Genomic DNA, 20,125 nt, shown 5'->3' on the forward strand with positions numbered 1-20,125 from the left:
TTGTGCAAAAACCCACCTGAACCAAACAAACTTTGGTATGGAAAGGTTATCGCGGTTAAGATGGCGGGGATTCTAACAGCATTTTTATACCAATGCTAATAAATATGATAGTTGAACGACGATAGTCATCAACATGACGCAAACTCAATGACATAGCATTGATAGCATTCCGAGGTTTTTGTGAGTAAACGACTATTAAAGTCAGGCTTGATTGTAAGTGCGATGACTTTTATTTCTCGTGTTCTAGGCTTAGTTCGCGACGTGGTAGTAGCCAATTTAATGGGAGCAGGGGCAAGTGCCGATGTATTTTTCTTTGCTAATAAAATTCCTAACTTTTTACGTCGCTTATTCGCGGAAGGTGCGTTTTCTCAAGCTTTTGTTCCTGTTCTAACGGAATATCACGCCTCTGGAGATAAAGATAAGACTAGAGAACTTATCGCGAGGGCGTCGGGTACATTAGGTGTCATTGTCACTATCGTAACGTTAATCGGCGTTTTAGGCTCTGGGGTCGTAACGGCTATGTTTGGAGCGGGTTGGTTTATTGACTGGCTAAACGATGGACCGGATGCCGGTAAGTTTGAGTTAGCAAGCTTCATGTTGAAGATAACGTTCCCCTATTTATGGTTTATTACTTTTGTCGCGTTATCTGGAGCGATCTTAAATACACTTGGTAAGTTTGCCGTCTCATCATTTACGCCTGTTTTTCTGAATGTGATGATCATTGGCTGCGCGCTTTTTCTTGCGCCTAACTTAGAACAGCCAGAAATTGGATTAGCGATTGGAGTTTTTTTAGGTGGGTTAGTACAGTTTCTTTTTCAACTGCCATTTCTTATCAAGGCGGGCATGCTGGTTAAACCTCAATGGGGTTGGCATGATCCGGGTGTGGTAAAAATTCGCACATTAATGATCCCAGCGCTATTTGGTGTGTCGGTAAGCCAGATCAATTTGTTGTTTGATACTTTCATTGCCAGTTTTCTCGCAACGGGATCAATCAGTTGGCTTTATTACTCAGACCGTTTACTCGAATTTCCTTTAGGGCTATTCGGTATCGCGATTGCGACCGTCATACTGCCTGCGTTATCGCGTAAACATGTTGATGCTCAAAGTGAAGGCTTCTCCCACACGATGGATTGGGGGGTTCGAATGGTGACTCTTCTTGGGGTACCAGCAATGCTAGGGCTGATGGTATTGGCAAAACCCATGTTGATGGTTCTGTTTATGCGTGGAGAGTTTTCTCCTCATGATGTCCAACAAGCTTCTCTTTCTCTCCTTGCTTACGCATCCGGCCTACTTAATTTCATGCTGATTAAGGTGCTTGCTCCCGGTTATTACTCACGTCAGGATACGAAAACACCCGTTAAATATGGCATTATTGCGATGGTGACCAATATGGTATTTAACGCCATATTTGCATCACTCTATGGATATGTTGGACTTGCCATGGCGACGGCGCTCTCTGCTTTTGTCAATATGGCGCTCTTGTATCGAGGTCTGCATATTCAGGGCGTGTATCGCCTCACAAAGAGAACATTACTGTTTGTCGCGCGGTTAATGGTTGCTGGTGGTGTTATGGTCGCTACGGTGATTTGGCTGCTTGATGATATGTCCCTTTGGTTGATGTGGAACTTTAGCCAGAGAGTGCTCACCCTTGTTTATTTGATCGCAGCGGGAGCGGGTTCTTATCTATTAACCGTGTTACTTCTTGGTTTGCGCTTGAAAGACTTAAAAGTGGGAACTGATTAAGCGTTTTTGGATGCTGACTGAGCAATAGTGGAAACGTAACAATTAGTATATAATCCGTCGGTTTCATACAGTGTTTAATGATAAATATAGGTTTTTAGTTAATTCAAATGGAATTGATCCGAGGCATTCATAATATAAAGTCGCAGCATCATGGCTGTGTACTCACTATCGGTAACTTTGATGGTGTTCATTTGGGACATCAAGAAGTTTTAAGCCAAGTGTCTGAACAAGCAGATGTTTTAGGTTTACCTTCGGTAGTCATGACGTTTGAACCTCAGCCAATGGAATTGTTTGCTAAAGACAAAGCTCCGGCGAGACTAACTCGATTGCGTGATAAATATGTACAGCTCAGCAAGCTGGATATAGATCGTTTACTTTGTGTGAATTTTAATGCGTACTTTGCTAATTTATCGGCAGAAGCCTTTATTCGTGACTTGTTGGTCACTCGTTTGGGTGTTAAATTTCTAGTCGTTGGTGATGATTTTTGTTTTGGTAAAGGCCGAGAAGGCAACTTTTCTATGCTCAAAAAAGCAGGAGAGGAGTTTGGTTTTCAGGTCGTGAGTACTCAAAGTTATTGTTTTAAAAATAATGGCTTACAGAAAAGAGTCAGTAGCACCGCCATTCGAGAAGCATTAGCCGCAGATGACATGAAAGCATCGGCTGAGATGCTTGGCCGAGAATACAGTATTAATGGTCGTGTTTCTCATGGTCGAAAATTAGGCCGAACCATTGGCTTTCCAACCGCGAATATCCCATTAAAACGCTGTGTATCTCCAGTGTCAGGGGTGTATGTTGTTCAAGCATTAGGTCTTGGAGAACAGCCTGTCGGTGGGGTAGCAAATATAGGTCAAAGGCCAACAGTTGATGGCGTTCGTCAGCAACTAGAAGTACATTTATTTAATTTTAGCGCGGATTTATACGGTAAGCAGTTAGAAGTAACGCTTTTGCATAAATTACGCGACGAAAAGAAATTTGAATCATTTGATGCTCTTAAGCAACAAATAGAATTGGATGCTGAAGCCGCAAGGGTGTGGTTGCTTCAGCCTAAACGTTAATCGGACAATTCCACCGATTAGCATAATGTCTAAACTTCGCCCAATATAACGGAATTAAGAATCGATGAGTGATTATAAAGATACCCTGAACCTACCTGAAACAGGGTTCCCAATGCGTGGCAACTTAGCCAATCGCGAACCAGAAATGCTTAAGCGTTGGTATAAAGAAGATCTTTACGGTGAAATCCGTAAAGCAAAGAAAGGTAAAAAATCTTTCGTATTACACGATGGCCCTCCATACGCTAACGGTGATATTCATATTGGTCACGCGCTGAACAAGATTCTTAAAGACATTATTATTAAATCTAAGACCCTTTCTGGTTTTGATGCACCGTACATCCCTGGTTGGGACTGTCACGGTCTACCAATCGAATTGATGGTAGAGAAGAAGAAAGGCAAGCCTGGTCAGAAGATCACAGCCTCTGAATTCCGTGAAGAGTGCCGTAAGTACGCTGCTGTTCAAGTTGAAGGTCAGAAAGAGAGCTTTAAACGTTTAGGTATCATGGGCGAGTGGGATAAGCCATACCGCACTATGGACTTTGGTACTGAAGCGAACATCATCCGTTCTCTTGGTAAAATCGCTGATCAAGGTCACTTACTGAAAGGTTTCAAACCTGTTCACTGGTGTACAGATTGTGGCAGTGCGTTAGCCGAAGCTGAAGTTGAATATAAAGATAAAGTATCGCCATCAATTGACGTTAAATTCCTTGCGGCAGACGAAGCTGCAACAGTAGGTAAATTCTCTCTGGCTGGCGATCACGCTGGTGAAGGTGAGCTTTCTATTGTTATCTGGACAACAACTCCTTGGACGCTACCGGCTAACCGTGCAGTTTGTCTGCGTGAAGATCTTGAATACGTAATGGTTCAAGTCGAAGCAACGGAAGAGCAAGCGGCTCAACGTATTATTGTGGCTTCTGAATTAGCAAAAGATGTGATGGATCGTGCTGGTATTGCACACTTCCATAACCTTGGTTTTGCAAGCGGTGCGGATCTTGAGCTTACTCAATTCAACCACCCATTCTACGATTTCACGGTTCCTGCTGTTCTGGGTGATCACGTAACAACTGATTCTGGTACTGGTGTGGTTCATACCGCTCCTGGCCATGGTCAAGAAGATTTCGTGGTTGGTAAAAAATACGACCTAGAAATCGCAAACCCAGTTGGCTCAAATGGTGTTTATCTACCAGATACAGAGCTATTTGCTGGTCAGCACGTGTTTAAAGCGAACGATTCAGTACTAGAAGTATTGAAAGAGAAAGGCGCATTACTGCACCACCACGCTTATGAGCACAGCTACCCACATTGCTGGAGACACAAGACGCCAATCATTTTCCGTGCAACACCACAATGGTTCATCTCAATGGATCAAGCTGGCCTACGTGCAAAAGCACTAGAGTCAATTAAGAGTGTTGAGTGGTTGCCTGAATGGGGTCAAAGCCGCATCGAAGGTATGGTTGAAGGTCGCCCTGAGTGGTGTATCTCTCGTCAACGTACTTGGGGTGTACCAATTGCTCTGTTCGTTCACAAAGAGACGTCAGAACTTCACCCAGATAGCCCAGCGCTTATTGAAAAAGTAGCGAAGCTTGTTGAAGAGAAAGGCATTCAAGCTTGGTGGGATGTTGACACAGCTGAACTTATGGGCGCAGAAGACGCTGATAAGTACGAAAAAGTCATGGATACGCTAGACGTATGGTTCGACTCTGGTGTGACGCACTTCTCTGTTGTGGATTCTCGTGAAGAGTACAACTTCCCTAATGAAGAGAGAACTCACAGCGCTGATCTTTACCTTGAAGGTTCAGATCAACACCGTGGCTGGTTCCAGTCTTCACTGATTTCATCTATCGCGATGAAAGACGTAGCGCCTTACAAGCAAGTGCTTACGCATGGTTTCGTGGTAGATGGTAACGGCCGTAAGATGTCTAAATCTATCGGTAATGTTGTCGCGCCTAAAGATGTAACCAACAAACTAGGTGCGGATATTCTGCGTCTGTGGGTTGCTTCAACAGACTACACTGGCGAAGTTGCGGTTTCTGATGAAATCCTTAAGCGTTCAGCGGATGCTTACCGTCGTATTCGTAACACAGCACGTTTCTTCCTAGCAAACCTAAACGGCTTCAACCCTGAAACTGATTTAGTGCCAGTTGAAGAGATGGTTGCTCTGGATCGTTGGGCTGTGGGTCGTGCATTCGCAGCACAAGAAGAGATTGTTGCAGCATACGGTGAGTACAACACACACGGCGTAACACAACGTCTTATGCAGTTCTGCTCTATCGAAATGGGCTCTTTCTACTTAGACGTAATCAAAGACCGTCAGTACACTGCGAAATTGGGCGGACACGCTCAACGCAGCTGTCAATCAGCACTTTACTACATCGTAGAAGCATTGGTTCGTTGGATGGCTCCAATCATGTCATTCACTGCTGATGAAATCTGGAACGAAATGCCAGGCACACGTGATAAGTTTGTATTCACTGGCGAATGGTTTGACGGTTTGGTTGCTCTATCTGAAGAAGAAGCTCTGAACAACGAATTTTGGACTGAAATCCAAGGCGTTCGTGGCGCAGTAAACAAACTTCTAGAAGATGCTCGTAAAGAGAAAACCATTGGTGGTTCACTTCAAGCTGAAGTGACGCTTTACGCTGATGATGCTCTAGCGGCAGCCATTAACAAGCTAGAAGATGAACTGCGTTTTGTATTGCTAACGTCTAAAGCACAAGTGAAAGCGCTAAGCGAAAAAACAGACAGTGCACACGCTACTGATGTTGAAGGTCTATTCGTAGAAGTCGCGGCAACAGAAGCTGAGAAGTGTGATCGTTGTTGGCACCATACATCAGATGTCGGCACAATCGAAGGTCACGAGAAAGTATGTGGTCGCTGTGCAACAAACGTATCTGGTGAAGGTGAAGAGCGTAAATACGCTTAACCAATTCAATTATTTACGATTGCATTGAACTTTTAATCTATTTAGCAGCCCCAGTATTTACTGGGGTTGTTTTTAGGATTTGGAATGACAGAAGTAACATTGAAACAGTCTGGTGTTCGTTGGTTATGGCTTGCTGTACTGATCTTTATTGCCGACATTAGCATCAAGTTATTCGTGATGGATAACATTGGTTATGGCTGGGCGAATCGCATTGAAGTATTGCCCTTCTTTAATTTTTTGTATGTTCATAACTACGGTGCTGCGTTTAGCTTTTTGAGTGATCAAGCGGGTTGGCAACGTTGGTTGTTTACTGGTATCGCTTTTGCTGTAACGGCAATGCTCACCTATTGGATGAGTAAGTTACCTGCAAAAGATAAATGGAACAATATTGCTTACGCCATGATTATTGGTGGTGCAGTCGGCAATGTATTTGATCGAGTTGTTCATGGTTTTGTTGTCGATTATCTTGATTTCTTTTGGGGAACGTATCATTGGCCGGCCTTTAATTTAGCGGACTCTACGATTTGTGTTGGCGCTGCGATGATCATCCTTGATGGTTTTCGTAAAAAAGACGATGCAAAGTAACCGCCTCGCTCAAAATTAGAATAACCTTAAGCGCTGTCCGTTGATTCGGTCGGCGCTTTTTGTTATTTAAGTTAAACGTATAAAAACAATAACGAACATTAAATTGACCCAAGGAAGAACCAACGTGACAACAATACAGAAAGAGAGCGCAGTAACCCTGCATTTTACGATTAAACTGAGTGATGGTTCTGTTGCTGATAGTACACATAGCATGGATAAGCCGGCGAAACTTGTTATCGGAGATGGTAGCCTAAGTGACAGTTTTGAGCAGTGTTTAATCGGGCTTCAAGTGGGTGAGAAGCAAGCGATAGAGCTTAAAGCTGAAGATGCTTTTGGCATGCCAAACCCAGACAATATCCATCATATGGACAGAGCTAAATTTGTTGGAGATGCAGAGGTTGAAGTTGGCACTATCATGGCGTTTAGTGGGCCGGATGGTATGGAAATTCCTGGTATCATCGCTGATATTGCGGGCGATTCAGTGACGGTGGATTTTAACCATCCACTGGCAGGGCAAGATGTCACTTTTGAAGTTGAAATTTTGTCTGTTGAGTAACTCATCGTTTAACGTAAAATAGCCGACCAAATAAGATAATACCCATGAGCAATGAAATGAAAATCATGTTAGCCAATCCACGAGGTTTTTGTGCCGGAGTGGATCGTGCCATTAGTATCGTTGAGCGCGCACTTGAACTGTATCAGCCGCCAATTTATGTTCGCCATGAAGTGGTGCATAACCGTTTTGTGGTTGAAGGGTTAAAACAGCGTGGTGCCATTTTTGTCGAAGAACTGAATGAAGTGCCAGACGATAATATTGTGATTTTTTCAGCTCATGGTGTATCGCAAGCGGTTCGACAAGAAGCTAAAGAGCGAGAGCTTACGGTCTTTGATGCGACTTGTCCTCTGGTGACCAAAGTGCATATGGAAGTGGCTCGTGCAAGCCGTAAGAATATGGAAGTGGTGCTCATTGGTCACGCTGGACATCCAGAAGTCGAAGGCACAATGGGGCAGTACGCCAGCCAAACGGGTGGGATGTATTTAGTCGAGAAGCCAGAAGATGTAGAGAAACTCGTCGTCAACGATCCGAGTCACTTGCACTATGTGAGCCAAACGACCCTATCTGTAGATGAAACGTCTGACGTGATTGAGAAGTTGCGTGAAGTGTTCCCTGAGATCCAAGGGCCGCGTAAAGATGACATTTGTTACGCGACTCAAAACCGTCAAGATGCGGTTCGTGAACTAGCGGAAGACGTTGATGTAGTCGTTGTCGTCGGCTCTAAAAACTCATCAAATTCTACCCGTTTGAAAGAGTTAGCTGAAAAGCTAGGCACTCCAGGCTACTTAATTGATTGCCCTGAAGATATTAACCCTGAATGGTTTGAGGCTAAATTGAAAATAGGTGTGACGGCGGGGGCATCGGCACCTGAAGAGTTGGTGAAACAGATCCTAGATCGCATTCAAGAACTCGGTGCTCAGAGCATTGAAGAGGTCTCTGGTCGTGAAGAGAATATGTTCTTTGAAGTGCCAAAAGAGTTACAAATCAAGCAGATTGATTAATTGCATTTCATTATGATTGTAAAAGGCGACCCTATTTGAGGTCGCTTTTTTATGGGTTTAAATTGACTGAATCTGATCTAAACGTATCAAAACGTCTACTGGATCCCTAGGGTCTCTTTCAGAGCTTTTAAAAACCGTCGACTGACTGGAATTTCATAATCCGTCAGTGTGAGGATCTCGGCCAATCCATTTTCCAATAGTTTGATCTCTTTAATCGCTTTTATGCTGACCAAATACTGGCGGTGACACCGGATCAAGTCAGTTTTCTCTTCCAAATTTTTCAGCGTTAACTGAGTCGATGCGGTTTGGTTTTGCGTTCTAACATGCACACCACTGATATCACTATAGGCACATTCAACGTTTTCTGTAGCAATGATCATAATACGATTATGTCCAACACAAGGAATCTGGTCTAAGTGCGTGGGGGCAATCGCAGCGATGTTTTGTGGCTCGGATTGAGCGTTAAAACGGGCAACTTTAACGAGACGAGAAACGGTTTTCTTTAAGCGGCAAGGATCGACAGGTTTCAAAAGATAATCAAAAGCATTATCTTCAAAAGCTTGTATTGCGTATTGATCAAAAGCCGTCACAAACACCACCGTTGGCATGGTGTCAGGATCCAGCATGCTCAACAGTTCGATACCTGAAATCTGAGGCATCTGAATATCGAGAAAAACCACATCAGGTTTCAAACTGTTGATCTTCTGTAGGCCTTCGATAGCGTTGCTTGCAAGATCGACGACATCAATTTCGCCCGTTTGTGCCAGTAACTCTGCAAGCTCTTCCCGAGCAAAAAGTTCATCATCTATGACAAGTGCAGTTAACATTCAATCGCCTTAATGGTCAGCTTGATTTGAAGGAAGAATGATAAAGCTCATTCGAGTGTAGTGCTGTGGTTTTACTTCTATTTTTAGTGTTATGTCACGGCCCAACTTATTGGTGAGACGTTTACTCACAATATCTAAGCCTAACCCTGAGTGATCAGACTCCGGTTTAACATAAGCTCCCGCATTATCCTCCACCACAATTTGATAGCCCTGCTTACATTGTTGGCTATAAATCTTGACGCAGCCACCTTCCAGTAAATTTGAAATACCGTGTTTAATCGCGTTTTCGACTAAAGGTTGCAGAGTAAAACTAGGGATTTTGACTTCCAGTAACCTAGGCTCGATATCAAATTCAACCTCTAACCTATCGGTAAATCTCGCCTTTTCTATGGTTAGGTATGCATTGACGTGTGCCAACTCATCTTTCAGCGTCACCGTCTCGATATTCTGCTTTAAGTTACTACGGAAGAAGTGTGAAAGGTGCTGTATGAGTTCTCGTGCTTTGTCTGGATCTCGGCGCGTGATCGCACTGATGGTATTGAGTGCATTAAACAGAAAATGCGGGTTAACTTGTGCGTGTAGCAATTTGATCTCCGCTTGAGTGAGTAAGGTCTGCTGCTGTTGATAGTCACAATAAAGGATCTGGCTTGAAAGAAGTTGAGCGATCCCTTCAGCCATCGACATATTAATCGTCGAGAAGAGTTTCCTACGAGGTTCATACAACTTAATGGTACCAACCACCTCGCTTCCTGCTCTCAGAGGGATAATGAGTGCTGAACCAAGTTTACATTCAGAAGAAATTGAGCACTGGTAAGGGTTTTCGGTTCCATCTAAATAGATAATATCGTTTTTCTCCATAGAGGAGAGGGTGCATTGAGAAGATATGACAGTGTTGGGTTTATGGTGGTCATCGCCAATGCCGACAAATGCGAGAATTTTCTCTTTATCTGTGATGGCGACAGCGCCGACGTTAGTCTCTTCGTAAACGATACGAGCAATTTTTTCTGCATTTTCGGAGTTGAACCCGGTGTGCAAAATGCCAACTGACCTATCTGCAATTGAGAGTGCTCGACGTGAGAAAGTGGCTGAATATTTTTCAAAAATGGTTTTCCTGTCCTGAAGGATACTCATGAAAAGGGCTGCACCAACGGAGTTTGCGATGATCATTGGTGCTGCAATATCAGAGACGAGAGCATAAGCTTGGTCGAAAGGTTTAGCGACCAATAGAAGCAGCAGCATTTGAACAATTTCCGCAACCAGAGTGATGCTAAATACCACCACCGGATTAAACAGTTGCTCGCTCTTATCTTTACGCACTAAGTAAATATGCAGTAGTCCGCCAATTAAGCCTTCAGCTGTCGTTGAAATGGCACAAGCTACATCGGTAAATCCACCTAATGTATAACGGTGTATTCCGCCAGTTAGACCGACAGCAAATCCGACAATTGGGCCTCCAAATAGCCCGCCCATTACCGCGCCAATGGCTCTGGTATTGGCTATCGCATCGTTGATCTGCAAACCGAAATAGGTGCCCATGATACAAAAAAGGGAGAATAAAACGTAGCAACTGAACTTATGACTGAAACGAGATGAGATGTTCAGTAGAGGCAAAAAAATGGGTGTTTTACTTAGCATGTAGGCCAGTACAAGGTAAACACACATCTGCTGAAGCAGAGATAAAACCAATTCCATAATTGTCACCTAGGGGAGATATAGGGTGTATTTTAAAGCAAACTACTAGGATGTGTTGAGCTTTCGTGATTAAAACTGACTGAATCGCTCTCCTTTTGTTTTTAAGAGATAAAATAAAACCCATCACGGAGATGGGTTTTTTCTTAATTTAGCAAGTGAAGGTAACGTTGACGCTTATGCTGTTTCAGTGACAGCTTTAGTTTTATCGGATGTTTCATCTTCATCAGCAAAGTCGTCACCTTTGCCTTTTGAACGTTTAATCACATAAGCCGTAACGGATAGTGCCGTCACAATCCCTGCAATGGTTGAAACCGTCATTGGTAAGCCGAAACCGAGTTGGCTATTGCTTAGAATAAAGGTCACACAAACAGTGGTCATAAATATCGCTGGAACCGTCGCAACCCAATGCAGTTTATTGTGGCGTAGTAGGTAAGCTGAAGCCGTCCACAACATCATCACTGCTGTCGATTGGTTAGCAAAACCGAAGTAGCGCCAGATGATACCGAAATCAACTTGAGTTAAGATTCCACCAAGAACAAACAGAGGCAGTGCCATAAATAAACGGTTACGCAGTGTTTTCTGTTCCATGTTGAAGTATTCAGCCAAAATCAAGCGGCTTGAACGGAAAGCGGTATCGCCAGAAGTGATAGGCAAAATGACCACACCAAGGAAAGCCAACACGCCACCAAATACACCAAGCAGACCAAATGAAGCGCTGTACACGACGTTACCCGGACCGCCATTCTTAATCGCTTCTGCAAGAGAATCTACTGAGCCGAAGAAAGACAAGGCAAGTGCACACCAGATCAGCGCGATAATGCCTTCACCAATCATTGCTCCGTAGAAGACAAAGCGACCATTCTTTTCGTTTTCCATGCAGCGCGCCATCAAAGGAGATTGGGTAGCGTGGAAGCCAGAGATTGCACCACAAGCGATAGTGATGAATAGAGCAGGCCAAAGTGGCAGATCGTTAGGGTTCATATTTGTGAACATGTCGCTCACTTCATAGCCGCCTAAGATCGTATGTTCATCTGATAAGCCAATGGCAGTGATAAGACCGACAGACATGAAAATCAGCAGTGCACCAAAGAATGGGTAGAAACGGCCAATAATTTTGTCTACCGGAACCACGGTAGCTAGAATGTAGTAAGCGAAGATAATGATGACCATCGTTGTCATCGACATAGCGATATCAGTTTGATCGTTAACTAAAGTAGTGATCATGCCAGCAGGCGCTGAAACGAAAACCACACCAACAAGTAGAAGTAGAATAATGGCAAAAATGTTCATGAAATGTTTTGCGCCATTGCCTAGGTATCGACCTGTGATGGTAGGTACTGATGCGCCGCCATTTCGAATAGAGAGCATACCTGAGAAGTAGTCATGAACGGCACCGGCAAAGATACAACCAATGACAATCCATAGCATTGCCGCGGGGCCGTAAAGCGCACCCATGATAGGGCCGAAAATTGGACCAACGCCTGCAATGTTGAGTAGCTGAACCAAATAGACTTTCTTGGTCGACATTGGTACGTAATCCACACCATCTTGTTTTGTTATTGCTGGTGTAGGGCGGTTTTCATTAATACCAAATACTTTCTCAATGAAAGCACCGTAAATAAAATAGCCACCGATTAGTGCGGCCACACAAGTTAGAAACCACATCATAATTTGTTATCCCTTCTATTTGTATTCCGAATTCAGGTTAAGTTTGTCTGTCGTATGAGATAGTAAAACTGCCACTCGCTCACGTCATGCGCTTCTAAGGTGAGTGGTGGAATAGCGAATTAAGTGGTAGCCATTAACGTTAAGTGGTTTTGGCTATTTCGAGAAATCGTCAGTGATATGAAAGTGGATTATTATTATGATTGTCTGCGAAGAGTTTTGGTAAACTAACCTTATTCTGAGCGGGTGAACCTCTTAGATATTAAACGTCTAAGTTTGGCTAAAATACGGTGATTCTGTTGAGCCCGATTGAAAATTAATGTGCACCATAAATGAGTACTACAAAGGATTGAGTGTGAGAAAAACAATAGTAGTTGGCCTGTTAATTGGTTTGGCGGGATGCGCGGCATCGACACAGCAGTTAGCAGAAGATGGAGATTGGTCTGAAATTGGATATCGTGATGGCTTAAGAGGCCAGACTCAACGCAGTTATAGTGCGTTGAATAAGTTTGGGCAGGCAAATCAAGCCGATTATGACCAAGGTTACTTAAAAGGTGTGGCGGAATATTGTAATCCTGATCATGCGTATCAGATTGGTTTGTCGGGTTTTAATTATGAGGGAGTATGTGAAGGGACAGAGGAAGCCCAACGATTCCGAATGGAATGGCAACGTGGCTGGGCAGATTCAAATAATTAGAGCCGGTCATTCTTAATCATCCATAGCCAAATCCATAGTCAACATGACTGCTTAACTATGGATGACTGATGTTATTTAGATTGCTCTACCGCTTTACGTAAGAACCCTTGTTGATGGCTTAATTGTTCTTTCGCTTCGTCTAAGTTGAGATCCGTTAAGATCATCAATATTGCCAGTTTGACATCATAGTCTGTGTGTTTCAGTGTAATCACAGCTAATGATTTTGGGCAGTCGGTCGCTTGCATGACAATCCTGACGGCGCGCGCAACTAACTTCTCATTTGTTGCCTTCACGTCGACCATCAAGTTCTGGTAACTTTTACCTAAGCGGATCATACTGGCGGTCGTGAGCATATTCAGTACGAGTTTTTGTGCGGTTCCAGATTTCAAACGTGTCGAACCTGTCAGTACTTCTGGGCCTACGACTGGGCAAATCGCGATGTTGGCGATATCCGCGATAGGAGAGTTTGGGTTGCAAGAGAGTGCAACGGTTGTGGCTCCAATGTCATTCGCGTACTCCAAAGCTCCAATTACATAAGGTGTGCGACCACTTGCCGCGATCCCAACCACAACATCGTTGGTATTAAATTGGATGTTTTTGAGATCTTGTTCACCGAGTTCCAGTGAATCTTCCGCCCCTTCTTGCGCTTTTAGAATGGCTTTTGGACCACCGGCAATTAAACCGATCACCATTTGATCTGACACGCCAAAAGTGGGTGGGCACTCCGAAGCATCGAGCACGCCTAAGCGGCCACTGGTTCCGGCTCCCATGTAGATCAAACGCCCGCCAGACTTGAAAGCAGCAGTAATTTTTTCAACGGCTTGCGCGATCTCTGGAATCACTTTTTCGACCGCGATGGGAACTTGTTTATCTTGTTGATTGATCCGTTGGATGATTTCATGCGCCGAAAGCAAATCGATATCCATGGTCTCAGGGTTACGTCCTTCAGACACTAATTGTGAAAGCGCTGAAAGTAGAGCGTCGTTTGTCATTAAATATCCTTAATCCACATGACAGGGATCGATAGGGTAAATTACCCCGAGAGAAGCAAGTCGGCTTGCTCCTGTTACTTGTGGCAAGTTGCTTGGTAAGCCATGAATGCGTTGATGAGCTAACCATGCGAAAGCCATCGCTTCCATATAGTCACTATCAATACCTTTAGTTTGTGTCGAAGCTACTATCCAATTTGGAAGCAACTGTTGCAGGCGAGCCATGAGAAACGTATTTCTTACGCCACCGCCACAAACTAACAGTTCGGGCTTATTTCCTACTTGATAACGCAACACTTCATTGGCAATTGAAACCGCAGTGAACTCCAGTAGTGTTGCTTGTACATCTTCACCCGTAAGTGAGTGGTGGGCTAATTGTAATTCTAACCAAGGTAAATTAAACCGCTCTCTTCCGGTACTTTTGGGCGCGGCTTGAGTGAAATAATCATCACTTAACAGTTGGTTTAGTAATGGTTCACTGACTTGCCCACTTTGAGCATATTGCCCATCATGATCATATTGCTCCCCGCGCTGCTTTTTAATCCATGCATCCATAAGCATATTGCCAGGACCTGTATCATATCCAATAACGCTAGGCTCAAAATTGATGTCACTCGGATGTTCAGGGTTTAATTGCGCTGGAAGTACGGAAATATTTGAAATACCGCCGATATTCAGAACCACGACCGTTGAATCTTGTGTGTTGAAAATATGCTGATGAAAGGCCGGAACCAGTGGAGCACCTTGCCCTCCTAAGGCCATATCTTTACGGCGAAAGTCAGCCACAGTCGAAATATTTGTCCGTGCCGAAATAATATTGGCATCACCGAGTTGCATGGTAAATGGAGCATCACCCGTTGGCTGGTGAAACACGGTCTGCCCATGGTTACCAATGGCAGTGACCGCAGAGGCCTGAGTGTTCGATTTTTCGAGGAGTTGCAGTATGGCATCGGCAAATAGGTGACCAAGCTGGTGGTCCAGTTCGCCAATCGCAATCAGATCGGTTTTTTGCCCAATACAGACTTTAAGAAGACGTTCTTTCAGTTCGCTTGGCATAGGAAATTCATCATGCGCGAGTAGAGTGATGTTAGCACCCTCAATGGAAACTAAAGCGGTATCAACACCGTCCATACTCGTTCCAGACATCACGCCAATATAAAGTTCTTTATGATCTATTCTTAAGCTCTTGAACCGCATTCCTAAACTCTTCCAAAGATTGGTTTAAAAACATTGTAAAGCAAATTCAAAGGGAATAATCTCGTGAAGTGTATGAAATTTGGTTTAAAAAGGGATAAATATGGGACCGTTGTGGGTTGATGTTGCAGGCTACGAGCTGACCGCTGAAGACAGAGAAATTTTAGAGCATCCAACGGTTGGGGGCCTCATCCTATTTGCTAGAAATTATCACGATAGCAAACAACTGTCAGCGTTGAATAAAGCGATCCGCAAGGCTGCAAAACGCCCAATTCTGATCGGGGTTGATCAAGAAGGTGGTCGAGTACAGCGTTTTCGCGACGGTTTTTCGATTATCCCAGCCGCTCAAGAATTTGCGACAAAGAATAATGGTGAGCAATTAGCAGAGAAGGCTGGCTGGTTGATGGCTGCGGAGCTGATTGCCCACGATATTGATCTGAGTTTTGCGCCTGTATTGGACAAAGGTCACGACTGCAAAGCGATTGGCAATCGAGCGTTTGGTGAAGATATTGAGACCATTGTTCGTCATAGTAGTGCATTCATTAACGGTATGAAGTCGGTTGGAATGGCGACAACAGGAAAGCACTTTCCTGGACATGGCGGTGTGATTGCGGACTCCCACTTAGAAACCCCTTACGATCCAAGAGACGACATCTTCGAAACGGATATGGCAATATTTAAAGCACAAATTGAAGCCGGGATATTAGATGCAATGATGCCTGCTCATGTGGTTTATTCTCACTACGATGATCAGCCTGCGAGTGGCTCTCAATATTGGTTACAGAAGGTGTTGAAGCAAGAGTTAGGTTTTAAAGGCTTGGTTTTCTCTGATGACTTAACGATGGAAGGTGCCGCTATTATGGGCGGGCCGGCTGACAGAGCAAAAGCGGCCTTGAATGCGGGTTGCGATATGGTGTTGATGTGCAATAAGCGAGATGCACAAATTGAAGCTCTTGATCAATTAGCGATACAAGACGTTCCTTTAGCGCAATCATTGCTTAAAAAACACAGCTTTGATTTATCTACACTTCACTCAGATACTAGATGGAAGGAGGCCTCAGAGACGATTAAGCGAATGCTTGGCAGTGAGTGATAAATAGACACACTATAATTTTAGATAAGGCGATATGTTGAGTATTGCCTTTTTTGTATGTATGAAACTTACTCTCATCCTATTTGCACCATAAAGCGAGTTAAAATATGAGTGTAAATTTAATTTTACATTTAATGTTTTTTATTGTTTACACTTGCAATCGTTTTTGTAGCTGTTATTGTGTTTTTAAAGATAGTTAGCCCAAATGGAAATATTGGGTGTAAAAATAAATATACAGGTTGAGTTATGCAAAAAAGTGAATTAAGCAATGTCAATATCATCGACGAACAGGTACTGATTACTCCTGAGGAGTTAAAAGCAAAACTACCTTTGAGTGATAATGCTCGTCGTTTCATTCAAGAGTCTCGTCAAACTATCGCAAACATCATTCATAAGAAAGATCATCGCATGCTTGTTGTATGTGGCCCATGTTCTATTCATGATATTGAAGCCGCGAAAGAGTACGCGAAACGTCTAAAAGCCTTATCGGAGCAACTTAGCGACCAACTGTATATTGTTATGCGTGTTTACTTTGAAAAGCCTCGTACCACTGTTGGTTGGAAAGGTTTGATCAATGACCCTCATCTAGACGGTACTTTCGATATTGAGCATGGTTTGCATGTTGGTCGTGAGTTGCTTGTTGAACTTGCTGAGATGGAAATCCCACTAGCGACAGAAGCGCTTGACCCGATTAGCCCACAATACTTGGCTGATACTTTCAGCTGGGCTGCGATTGGTGCTCGTACAACTGAATCGCAAACTCACCGTGAAATGGCAAGTGGCCTTTCAATGCCAATTGGTTTTAAAAATGGTACTGACGGTAATTTAGGTACAGCAATCAATGCTATGCAAGCCGCTTCTTCTAGCCACCGTTTTATGGGGATCAGCAGCGAAGGACAAGTTGCACTACTGACAACTCAAGGCAACCCTAATGGCCATGTTATTTTGCGTGGCGGCAAGCAGACCAATTACGATTCGGTTTCAGTACACGAATGTGAACAAGAGTTGGCGTCAACAGGGCTAGATGCTTCGCTAATGATCGATTGTAGCCATGCGAACTCACGCAAAGATTTTCGCCGTCAACCGCTTGTCGCTGAAGACGCGATTCATCAAATTCGTGAAGGCAATAAATCGATCATTGGGTTAATGATTGAGAGCCATATTAACGAAGGAAATCAGCCTTCAGATATTCCTCTGAATGAGATGAAGTACGGGGTTTCTATCACGGATGCATGTATCAATTGGGATGCAACTGAGGCACTATTAAGACATGCTCATACTGAATTAGTACCGTTTTTAGAAAACCGTCTATAAAGATAAAAGGGACGTTAATGGCTGTTGAATTAAACGAATTACGCGATCAAATAGATGCCGTCGATAAACAGATGCTTGAGCTTCTTGCTCGTCGTTTAGCTTTAGTTGAAAAGGTTGGGGAAGTAAAAAGCGAGCATGGTTTGCCGATTTATGCACCTGATAGAGAAGCGGCAATGCTGGCTTCTCGTCGCGAAGAAGCGGCTAAGCAAGGAGTGCCACCACAACTGATTGAAGATATTTTACGCAGAACAATGCGTGAATCTTACGCCAGCGAAAAAGATTCAGGCTTCAAGTGCTTGAATCCACAGCTTCGCTCGGTAGTGATCATTGGTGGTAATGGTCAGCTTGGTGGGCTTTTTGGTCGAATGTTTAATTTGTCAGGTTATGACGTCAAAGTGCTTGGCAGCCAAGATTGGCATAAAGCGGATGAACTACTCAGTGATGCTGGTCTTGTGGTTGTAACAGTACCGATTCATTTGACTGAAGGTGTGATTGAAAAACTGGGTAATTTGCCTGACGATTGTATTTTATGTGATTTAACCTCTATCAAATCGAAACCCGTGCAGAGCATGTTAGCGGTGCATAATGGCCCTGTTGTTGGTTTGCACCCGATGTTTGGCCCTGATGTACCAAGCTTAGCTAAGCAAGTGATTGTTTACTGTGACGGACGTGGTGAAGAGTCTTACCAATGGTTGCTGAAACAGTTTTCAATCTGGGGCGCAAGTTTATGCCAAATTGAGGCGGGTGAGCACGATCATGGTATGACGTTAATCCAAGCATTACGCCACTTCACCTCTTTTGCTTACGGCTTACACCTAAGTAAAGAGAATCCAAATATTGATCAGTTATTGAAACTGAGCTCTCCGATTTATCGTTTAGAGCTGGCAATGGTAGGGCGGTTGTTTGGTCAAGACCCGAATCTGTACGGAGATATTATTCTCGCGTCACAAGATAACATCGACATGATTAAGCGTTTCCATCAAAGTTTTGGTGAAGCCATTAAAGTACTCGACGGGCATGATAAAGAAGCGTTTGTTGATAACTTTAATCAAGTCAGTGATTGGTTTGGTGATTACTCTCAGCAATTTTTGGAAGAGAGCCAGAACTTATTAAAACAAGCGAATGATGCGATTCATCGAGCTTGATTCGCTCTTAAGCCTTTATAGAACATAAGGTTAGATAGAAAATAAATATCGACAAAAAAGAGCTGTGAAATACAGCTCTTTTTTATTGTTTAAAATAACGCATTATTTAGCATTAGCGAGTGATGCTTGATTTATCATTTGCGTCATCACTCAATACCGTTTCGATACTGCTGTCAGTATACGGAGCATTAGTTAAGTTGATCTGTAGGCGAACCATGTTATCAATCAATTTGACCAGCGGAGCCCATTTCAGCTTCTTCTCTTTTTCAAATACGTAATTGAAATTTTCTGGTGTCCAATCCATAAGGTATTGTGGATTGAGTGAGCGACCTAGAAATCGTACTTCATAATGAAGGTGTGGGCCTGTTGAATTGCCAGAGTTACCACATGTCGCTAATACATCGCCCTTACTGACAAACTGACCACTCTTGGCTTTGAAGCTTTTTAAGTGAGCGTAAGAGCTCATGAATCCGAATGAGTGACGAACGGTTAGGAAGTTTCCAAACCCTTTTTTGCTTGGCCTTACGGTTTCAACGACACCATCCGCAGGGGCTAAAATCTGCTCTCCGCGCTTACAAGTCAGATCTATACCAGTATGAGTATGGCGTTTTCCGCTAATTGGATTGGTTCTGCGTCCATAAGAGGAGGAGATGCGCTGATAGGTGACAGGGCTATCATTTGGAATCAATCTAAACATGGTTGCGCGAACGGCGGAATCAATGGCAGCGGCATCGATTCTCTCTTCTAAAGAGCTATCATTGGTCAGTAAGTCTTCATCCGCCAAGCCTAATACGGATTCCACATCATAAACGCGCTTTCCTAAAATATGGATTTGCGAATTTTTTTGTTCAAGTGATTGAGATAATGAGTGGCTAGTATCAACTTGTTCCTCATAAAGCGCTTCAATAGCCTTTTTTTCAGTTTTTAGATTTGAAATGGCGGCTTCGAACTCTTGTTGAGTCGTATGCATTTCAGATTGCATTAACTGGCTATCGTTGTATTGCTGGTACAAAAAAGTACCGAGTAATGCAGGCACGGTCGTTAAAGTAGCCAAAATAGCTAATATTGATCTCTTACCGAAATGAAACGCTTGATCCCCGCTTTGTGCAGGGATAATGATGGAAATTTTTTTGGACATATTAACTTTTGTATATATTAACTAATGTGACTACGTAATTGGCAGACAATAGCAAAATCGTTTGATTAAGCCTCTTCGCCTAGATCTGATAAATGTTCTATTTCGCGGTGCAGTAAATGATCATCGCCCACGTTGAGTTCAACCAATCTTTTTAGGTGGCTGATACTATCAATATCAATATTATCAATGATTAGACGAATTATATCGTCTTGAGTGTTTAGAACTTTCGCTTGAAGATGAATAGTTATATCACTTTCAGGCAGTGTAAATGAAACGGTGACCGCCGAATTCATCTCTAGATCTGGAGTTTGCTCTGCTGATAACAGTAGTCCATGTAAAGATAAGTCTTTAATCGTGGTTTTTAATTCATACTCACCGTGTGAAATAAGCGCAGGTGCTTGATAAATAATGCGTGAAAAACGACGTCGCTCAACCATAATATTTCTCTCTGTATCAGTAGGTTGATTGCATTTCATCAATCAACATTATTTGGGTTTATACTCATCAT

Annotated in this window: 17 protein-coding genes; 10 read left to right on the forward strand and 7 right to left on the reverse strand. The window is 43.3% G+C overall.

Annotation, left to right across the window (positions count from 1 at the left end; translation table 11 throughout):
* Positions 1 to 180 precede the first annotated feature (180 nt).
* The 6 genes from murJ (at position 181) to ispH (ending at position 7,863) form a co-directional block, all read left to right on the forward strand.
* Positions 181 to 1,743: a murein biosynthesis integral membrane protein MurJ gene (gene murJ / locus L4C39_RS13315; RefSeq protein ID WP_429746333.1), complete on the forward strand. Its 1,563-nt coding sequence runs from the start codon at positions 181 to 183 to the stop codon at positions 1,741 to 1,743.
* A gap of 107 nt (positions 1,744 to 1,850) precedes the next feature.
* The gene (gene ribF / locus L4C39_RS13320) at positions 1,851 to 2,798 is read left to right on the forward strand and encodes a bifunctional riboflavin kinase/FAD synthetase (RefSeq protein ID WP_429746335.1); all 948 of its coding nucleotides are present in this window, start codon (positions 1,851 to 1,853) and stop codon (positions 2,796 to 2,798) included.
* 64 nt (positions 2,799 to 2,862) lie between these two features.
* Positions 2,863 to 5,721, forward strand: coding sequence for an isoleucine--tRNA ligase (gene ileS, locus L4C39_RS13325; RefSeq protein ID WP_429746337.1), 2,859 nt, complete (start codon positions 2,863 to 2,865; stop codon positions 5,719 to 5,721).
* An 84-nt stretch (positions 5,722 to 5,805) separates the two neighbouring features.
* Positions 5,806 to 6,306 carry a signal peptidase II gene (gene lspA / locus L4C39_RS13330; RefSeq protein ID WP_017053669.1) on the forward strand — a complete coding sequence of 167 codons (501 nt, stop codon included), beginning with the start codon at positions 5,806 to 5,808 and terminating at the stop codon, positions 6,304 to 6,306.
* A gap of 124 nt (positions 6,307 to 6,430) precedes the next feature.
* Positions 6,431 to 6,862, forward strand: a complete 432-nt coding sequence (gene fkpB / locus L4C39_RS13335) for an FKBP-type peptidyl-prolyl cis-trans isomerase (protein ID WP_017053668.1) — start codon at positions 6,431 to 6,433, stop codon at positions 6,860 to 6,862.
* Positions 6,863 to 6,906: 44 nt separating this feature from the next.
* A complete protein-coding gene (gene ispH, locus L4C39_RS13340) occupies positions 6,907 to 7,863 on the forward strand; it encodes a 4-hydroxy-3-methylbut-2-enyl diphosphate reductase (protein ID WP_017053667.1) in 957 nt (318 codons plus the stop codon).
* A gap of 95 nt (positions 7,864 to 7,958) precedes the next feature.
* On the opposite strand, the gene btsR is transcribed toward ispH, so the two are convergent.
* From btsR to L4C39_RS13355, 3 genes are all read right to left on the reverse strand, one after another.
* Entirely contained in the window at positions 7,959 to 8,690 is a 732-nt protein-coding gene (btsR, locus tag L4C39_RS13345) for a two-component system response regulator BtsR (RefSeq protein ID WP_113799352.1), read from the reverse strand.
* 9 nt (positions 8,691 to 8,699) lie between these two features.
* Positions 8,700 to 10,382, reverse strand: coding sequence for a sensor histidine kinase (locus L4C39_RS13350; RefSeq protein WP_113799350.1), 1,683 nt, complete (start codon positions 10,380 to 10,382; stop codon positions 8,700 to 8,702).
* Between the two features lie 174 nt (positions 10,383 to 10,556).
* Complete coding sequence (locus L4C39_RS13355) at positions 10,557 to 12,050, reverse strand: carbon starvation CstA family protein (RefSeq protein WP_017053664.1); 1,494 nt, start codon at positions 12,048 to 12,050, stop codon at positions 10,557 to 10,559.
* A 316-nt stretch (positions 12,051 to 12,366) separates the two neighbouring features.
* Between L4C39_RS13355 and L4C39_RS13360 the strand changes: the two genes are divergently transcribed.
* Positions 12,367 to 12,744 (forward strand): DUF2799 domain-containing protein, encoded by a 378-nt coding sequence (locus tag L4C39_RS13360; RefSeq protein WP_084654873.1) that lies wholly within the window; start codon positions 12,367 to 12,369, stop codon positions 12,742 to 12,744.
* A gap of 71 nt (positions 12,745 to 12,815) precedes the next feature.
* Here L4C39_RS13360 and murQ read toward each other — a convergent pair whose 3' ends face one another.
* Together murQ and L4C39_RS13370 are read right to left on the reverse strand one after the other, a co-directional pair.
* The gene (gene murQ / locus L4C39_RS13365) at positions 12,816 to 13,736 is read right to left on the reverse strand and encodes an N-acetylmuramic acid 6-phosphate etherase (protein ID WP_017053662.1); all 921 of its coding nucleotides are present in this window, start codon (positions 13,734 to 13,736) and stop codon (positions 12,816 to 12,818) included.
* 9 nt (positions 13,737 to 13,745) lie between these two features.
* Complete coding sequence (locus L4C39_RS13370; protein WP_429746366.1) at positions 13,746 to 14,909, reverse strand: anhydro-N-acetylmuramic acid kinase; 1,164 nt, start codon at positions 14,907 to 14,909, stop codon at positions 13,746 to 13,748.
* 121 nt (positions 14,910 to 15,030) lie between these two features.
* Between L4C39_RS13370 and nagZ the strand changes: the two genes are divergently transcribed.
* From nagZ to tyrA, 3 genes are all read left to right on the forward strand, one after another.
* Positions 15,031 to 16,020 carry a beta-N-acetylhexosaminidase gene (gene nagZ / locus L4C39_RS13375; protein WP_429746341.1) on the forward strand — a complete coding sequence of 330 codons (990 nt, stop codon included), beginning with the start codon at positions 15,031 to 15,033 and terminating at the stop codon, positions 16,018 to 16,020.
* Positions 16,021 to 16,266: 246 nt separating this feature from the next.
* Complete coding sequence (locus L4C39_RS13380) at positions 16,267 to 17,334, forward strand: 3-deoxy-7-phosphoheptulonate synthase (RefSeq protein WP_113799344.1); 1,068 nt, start codon at positions 16,267 to 16,269, stop codon at positions 17,332 to 17,334.
* A 17-nt stretch (positions 17,335 to 17,351) separates the two neighbouring features.
* A complete protein-coding gene (gene tyrA, locus L4C39_RS13385; RefSeq protein ID WP_171756179.1) occupies positions 17,352 to 18,479 on the forward strand; it encodes a bifunctional chorismate mutase/prephenate dehydrogenase in 1,128 nt (375 codons plus the stop codon).
* 112 nt (positions 18,480 to 18,591) lie between these two features.
* Here the strand turns inward: tyrA and L4C39_RS13390 are convergent, their stop codons facing one another.
* Positions 18,592 to 19,617, reverse strand: a complete 1,026-nt coding sequence (locus L4C39_RS13390) for a M23 family metallopeptidase (RefSeq protein WP_017053107.1) — start codon at positions 19,615 to 19,617, stop codon at positions 18,592 to 18,594.
* Positions 19,618 to 19,682: 65 nt separating this feature from the next.
* On the reverse strand, positions 19,683 to 20,054 hold the full coding sequence (locus L4C39_RS13395) for a PilZ domain-containing protein (protein ID WP_017053106.1): 372 nt from the start codon (positions 20,052 to 20,054) through the stop codon (positions 19,683 to 19,685).
* Positions 20,055 to 20,125 lie beyond the last annotated feature (71 nt).

The organism is Vibrio clamense, from assembly GCF_050337905.1.
In the GTDB taxonomy this organism is placed as follows: Bacteria; Pseudomonadota; Gammaproteobacteria; order Enterobacterales; family Vibrionaceae; genus Vibrio; species Vibrio cortegadensis.

Coding starts and splice junctions, on each gene's coding strand:
- ileS (WP_429746337.1), top strand. CDS start 2,863: ATGAGTGATTATAAAGATACCCTGAACCTACCTGAAACAGGGTTCCCA.
- nagZ (WP_429746341.1), top strand. CDS start 15,031: ATGGGACCGTTGTGGGTTGATGTTGCAGGCTACGAGCTGACCGCTGAA.
- btsR (WP_113799352.1), bottom strand. CDS start 8,690: ATGTTAACTGCACTTGTCATAGATGATGAACTTTTTGCTCGGGAAGAG.
- L4C39_RS13355 (WP_017053664.1), bottom strand. CDS start 12,050: ATGATGTGGTTTCTAACTTGTGTGGCCGCACTAATCGGTGGCTATTTT.
- L4C39_RS13360 (WP_084654873.1), top strand. CDS start 12,367: ATGTGCACCATAAATGAGTACTACAAAGGATTGAGTGTGAGAAAAACA.
- lspA (WP_017053669.1), top strand. CDS start 5,806: ATGACAGAAGTAACATTGAAACAGTCTGGTGTTCGTTGGTTATGGCTT.
- L4C39_RS13395 (WP_017053106.1), bottom strand. CDS start 20,054: ATGGTTGAGCGACGTCGTTTTTCACGCATTATTTATCAAGCACCTGCG.
- L4C39_RS13390 (WP_017053107.1), bottom strand. CDS start 19,617: ATGTCCAAAAAAATTTCCATCATTATCCCTGCACAAAGCGGGGATCAA.
- ispH (WP_017053667.1), top strand. CDS start 6,907: ATGAGCAATGAAATGAAAATCATGTTAGCCAATCCACGAGGTTTTTGT.
- ribF (WP_429746335.1), top strand. CDS start 1,851: ATGGAATTGATCCGAGGCATTCATAATATAAAGTCGCAGCATCATGGC.
- L4C39_RS13380 (WP_113799344.1), top strand. CDS start 16,267: ATGCAAAAAAGTGAATTAAGCAATGTCAATATCATCGACGAACAGGTA.
- L4C39_RS13350 (WP_113799350.1), bottom strand. CDS start 10,382: ATGGAATTGGTTTTATCTCTGCTTCAGCAGATGTGTGTTTACCTTGTA.
- tyrA (WP_171756179.1), top strand. CDS start 17,352: ATGGCTGTTGAATTAAACGAATTACGCGATCAAATAGATGCCGTCGAT.
- murQ (WP_017053662.1), bottom strand. CDS start 13,736: ATGACAAACGACGCTCTACTTTCAGCGCTTTCACAATTAGTGTCTGAA.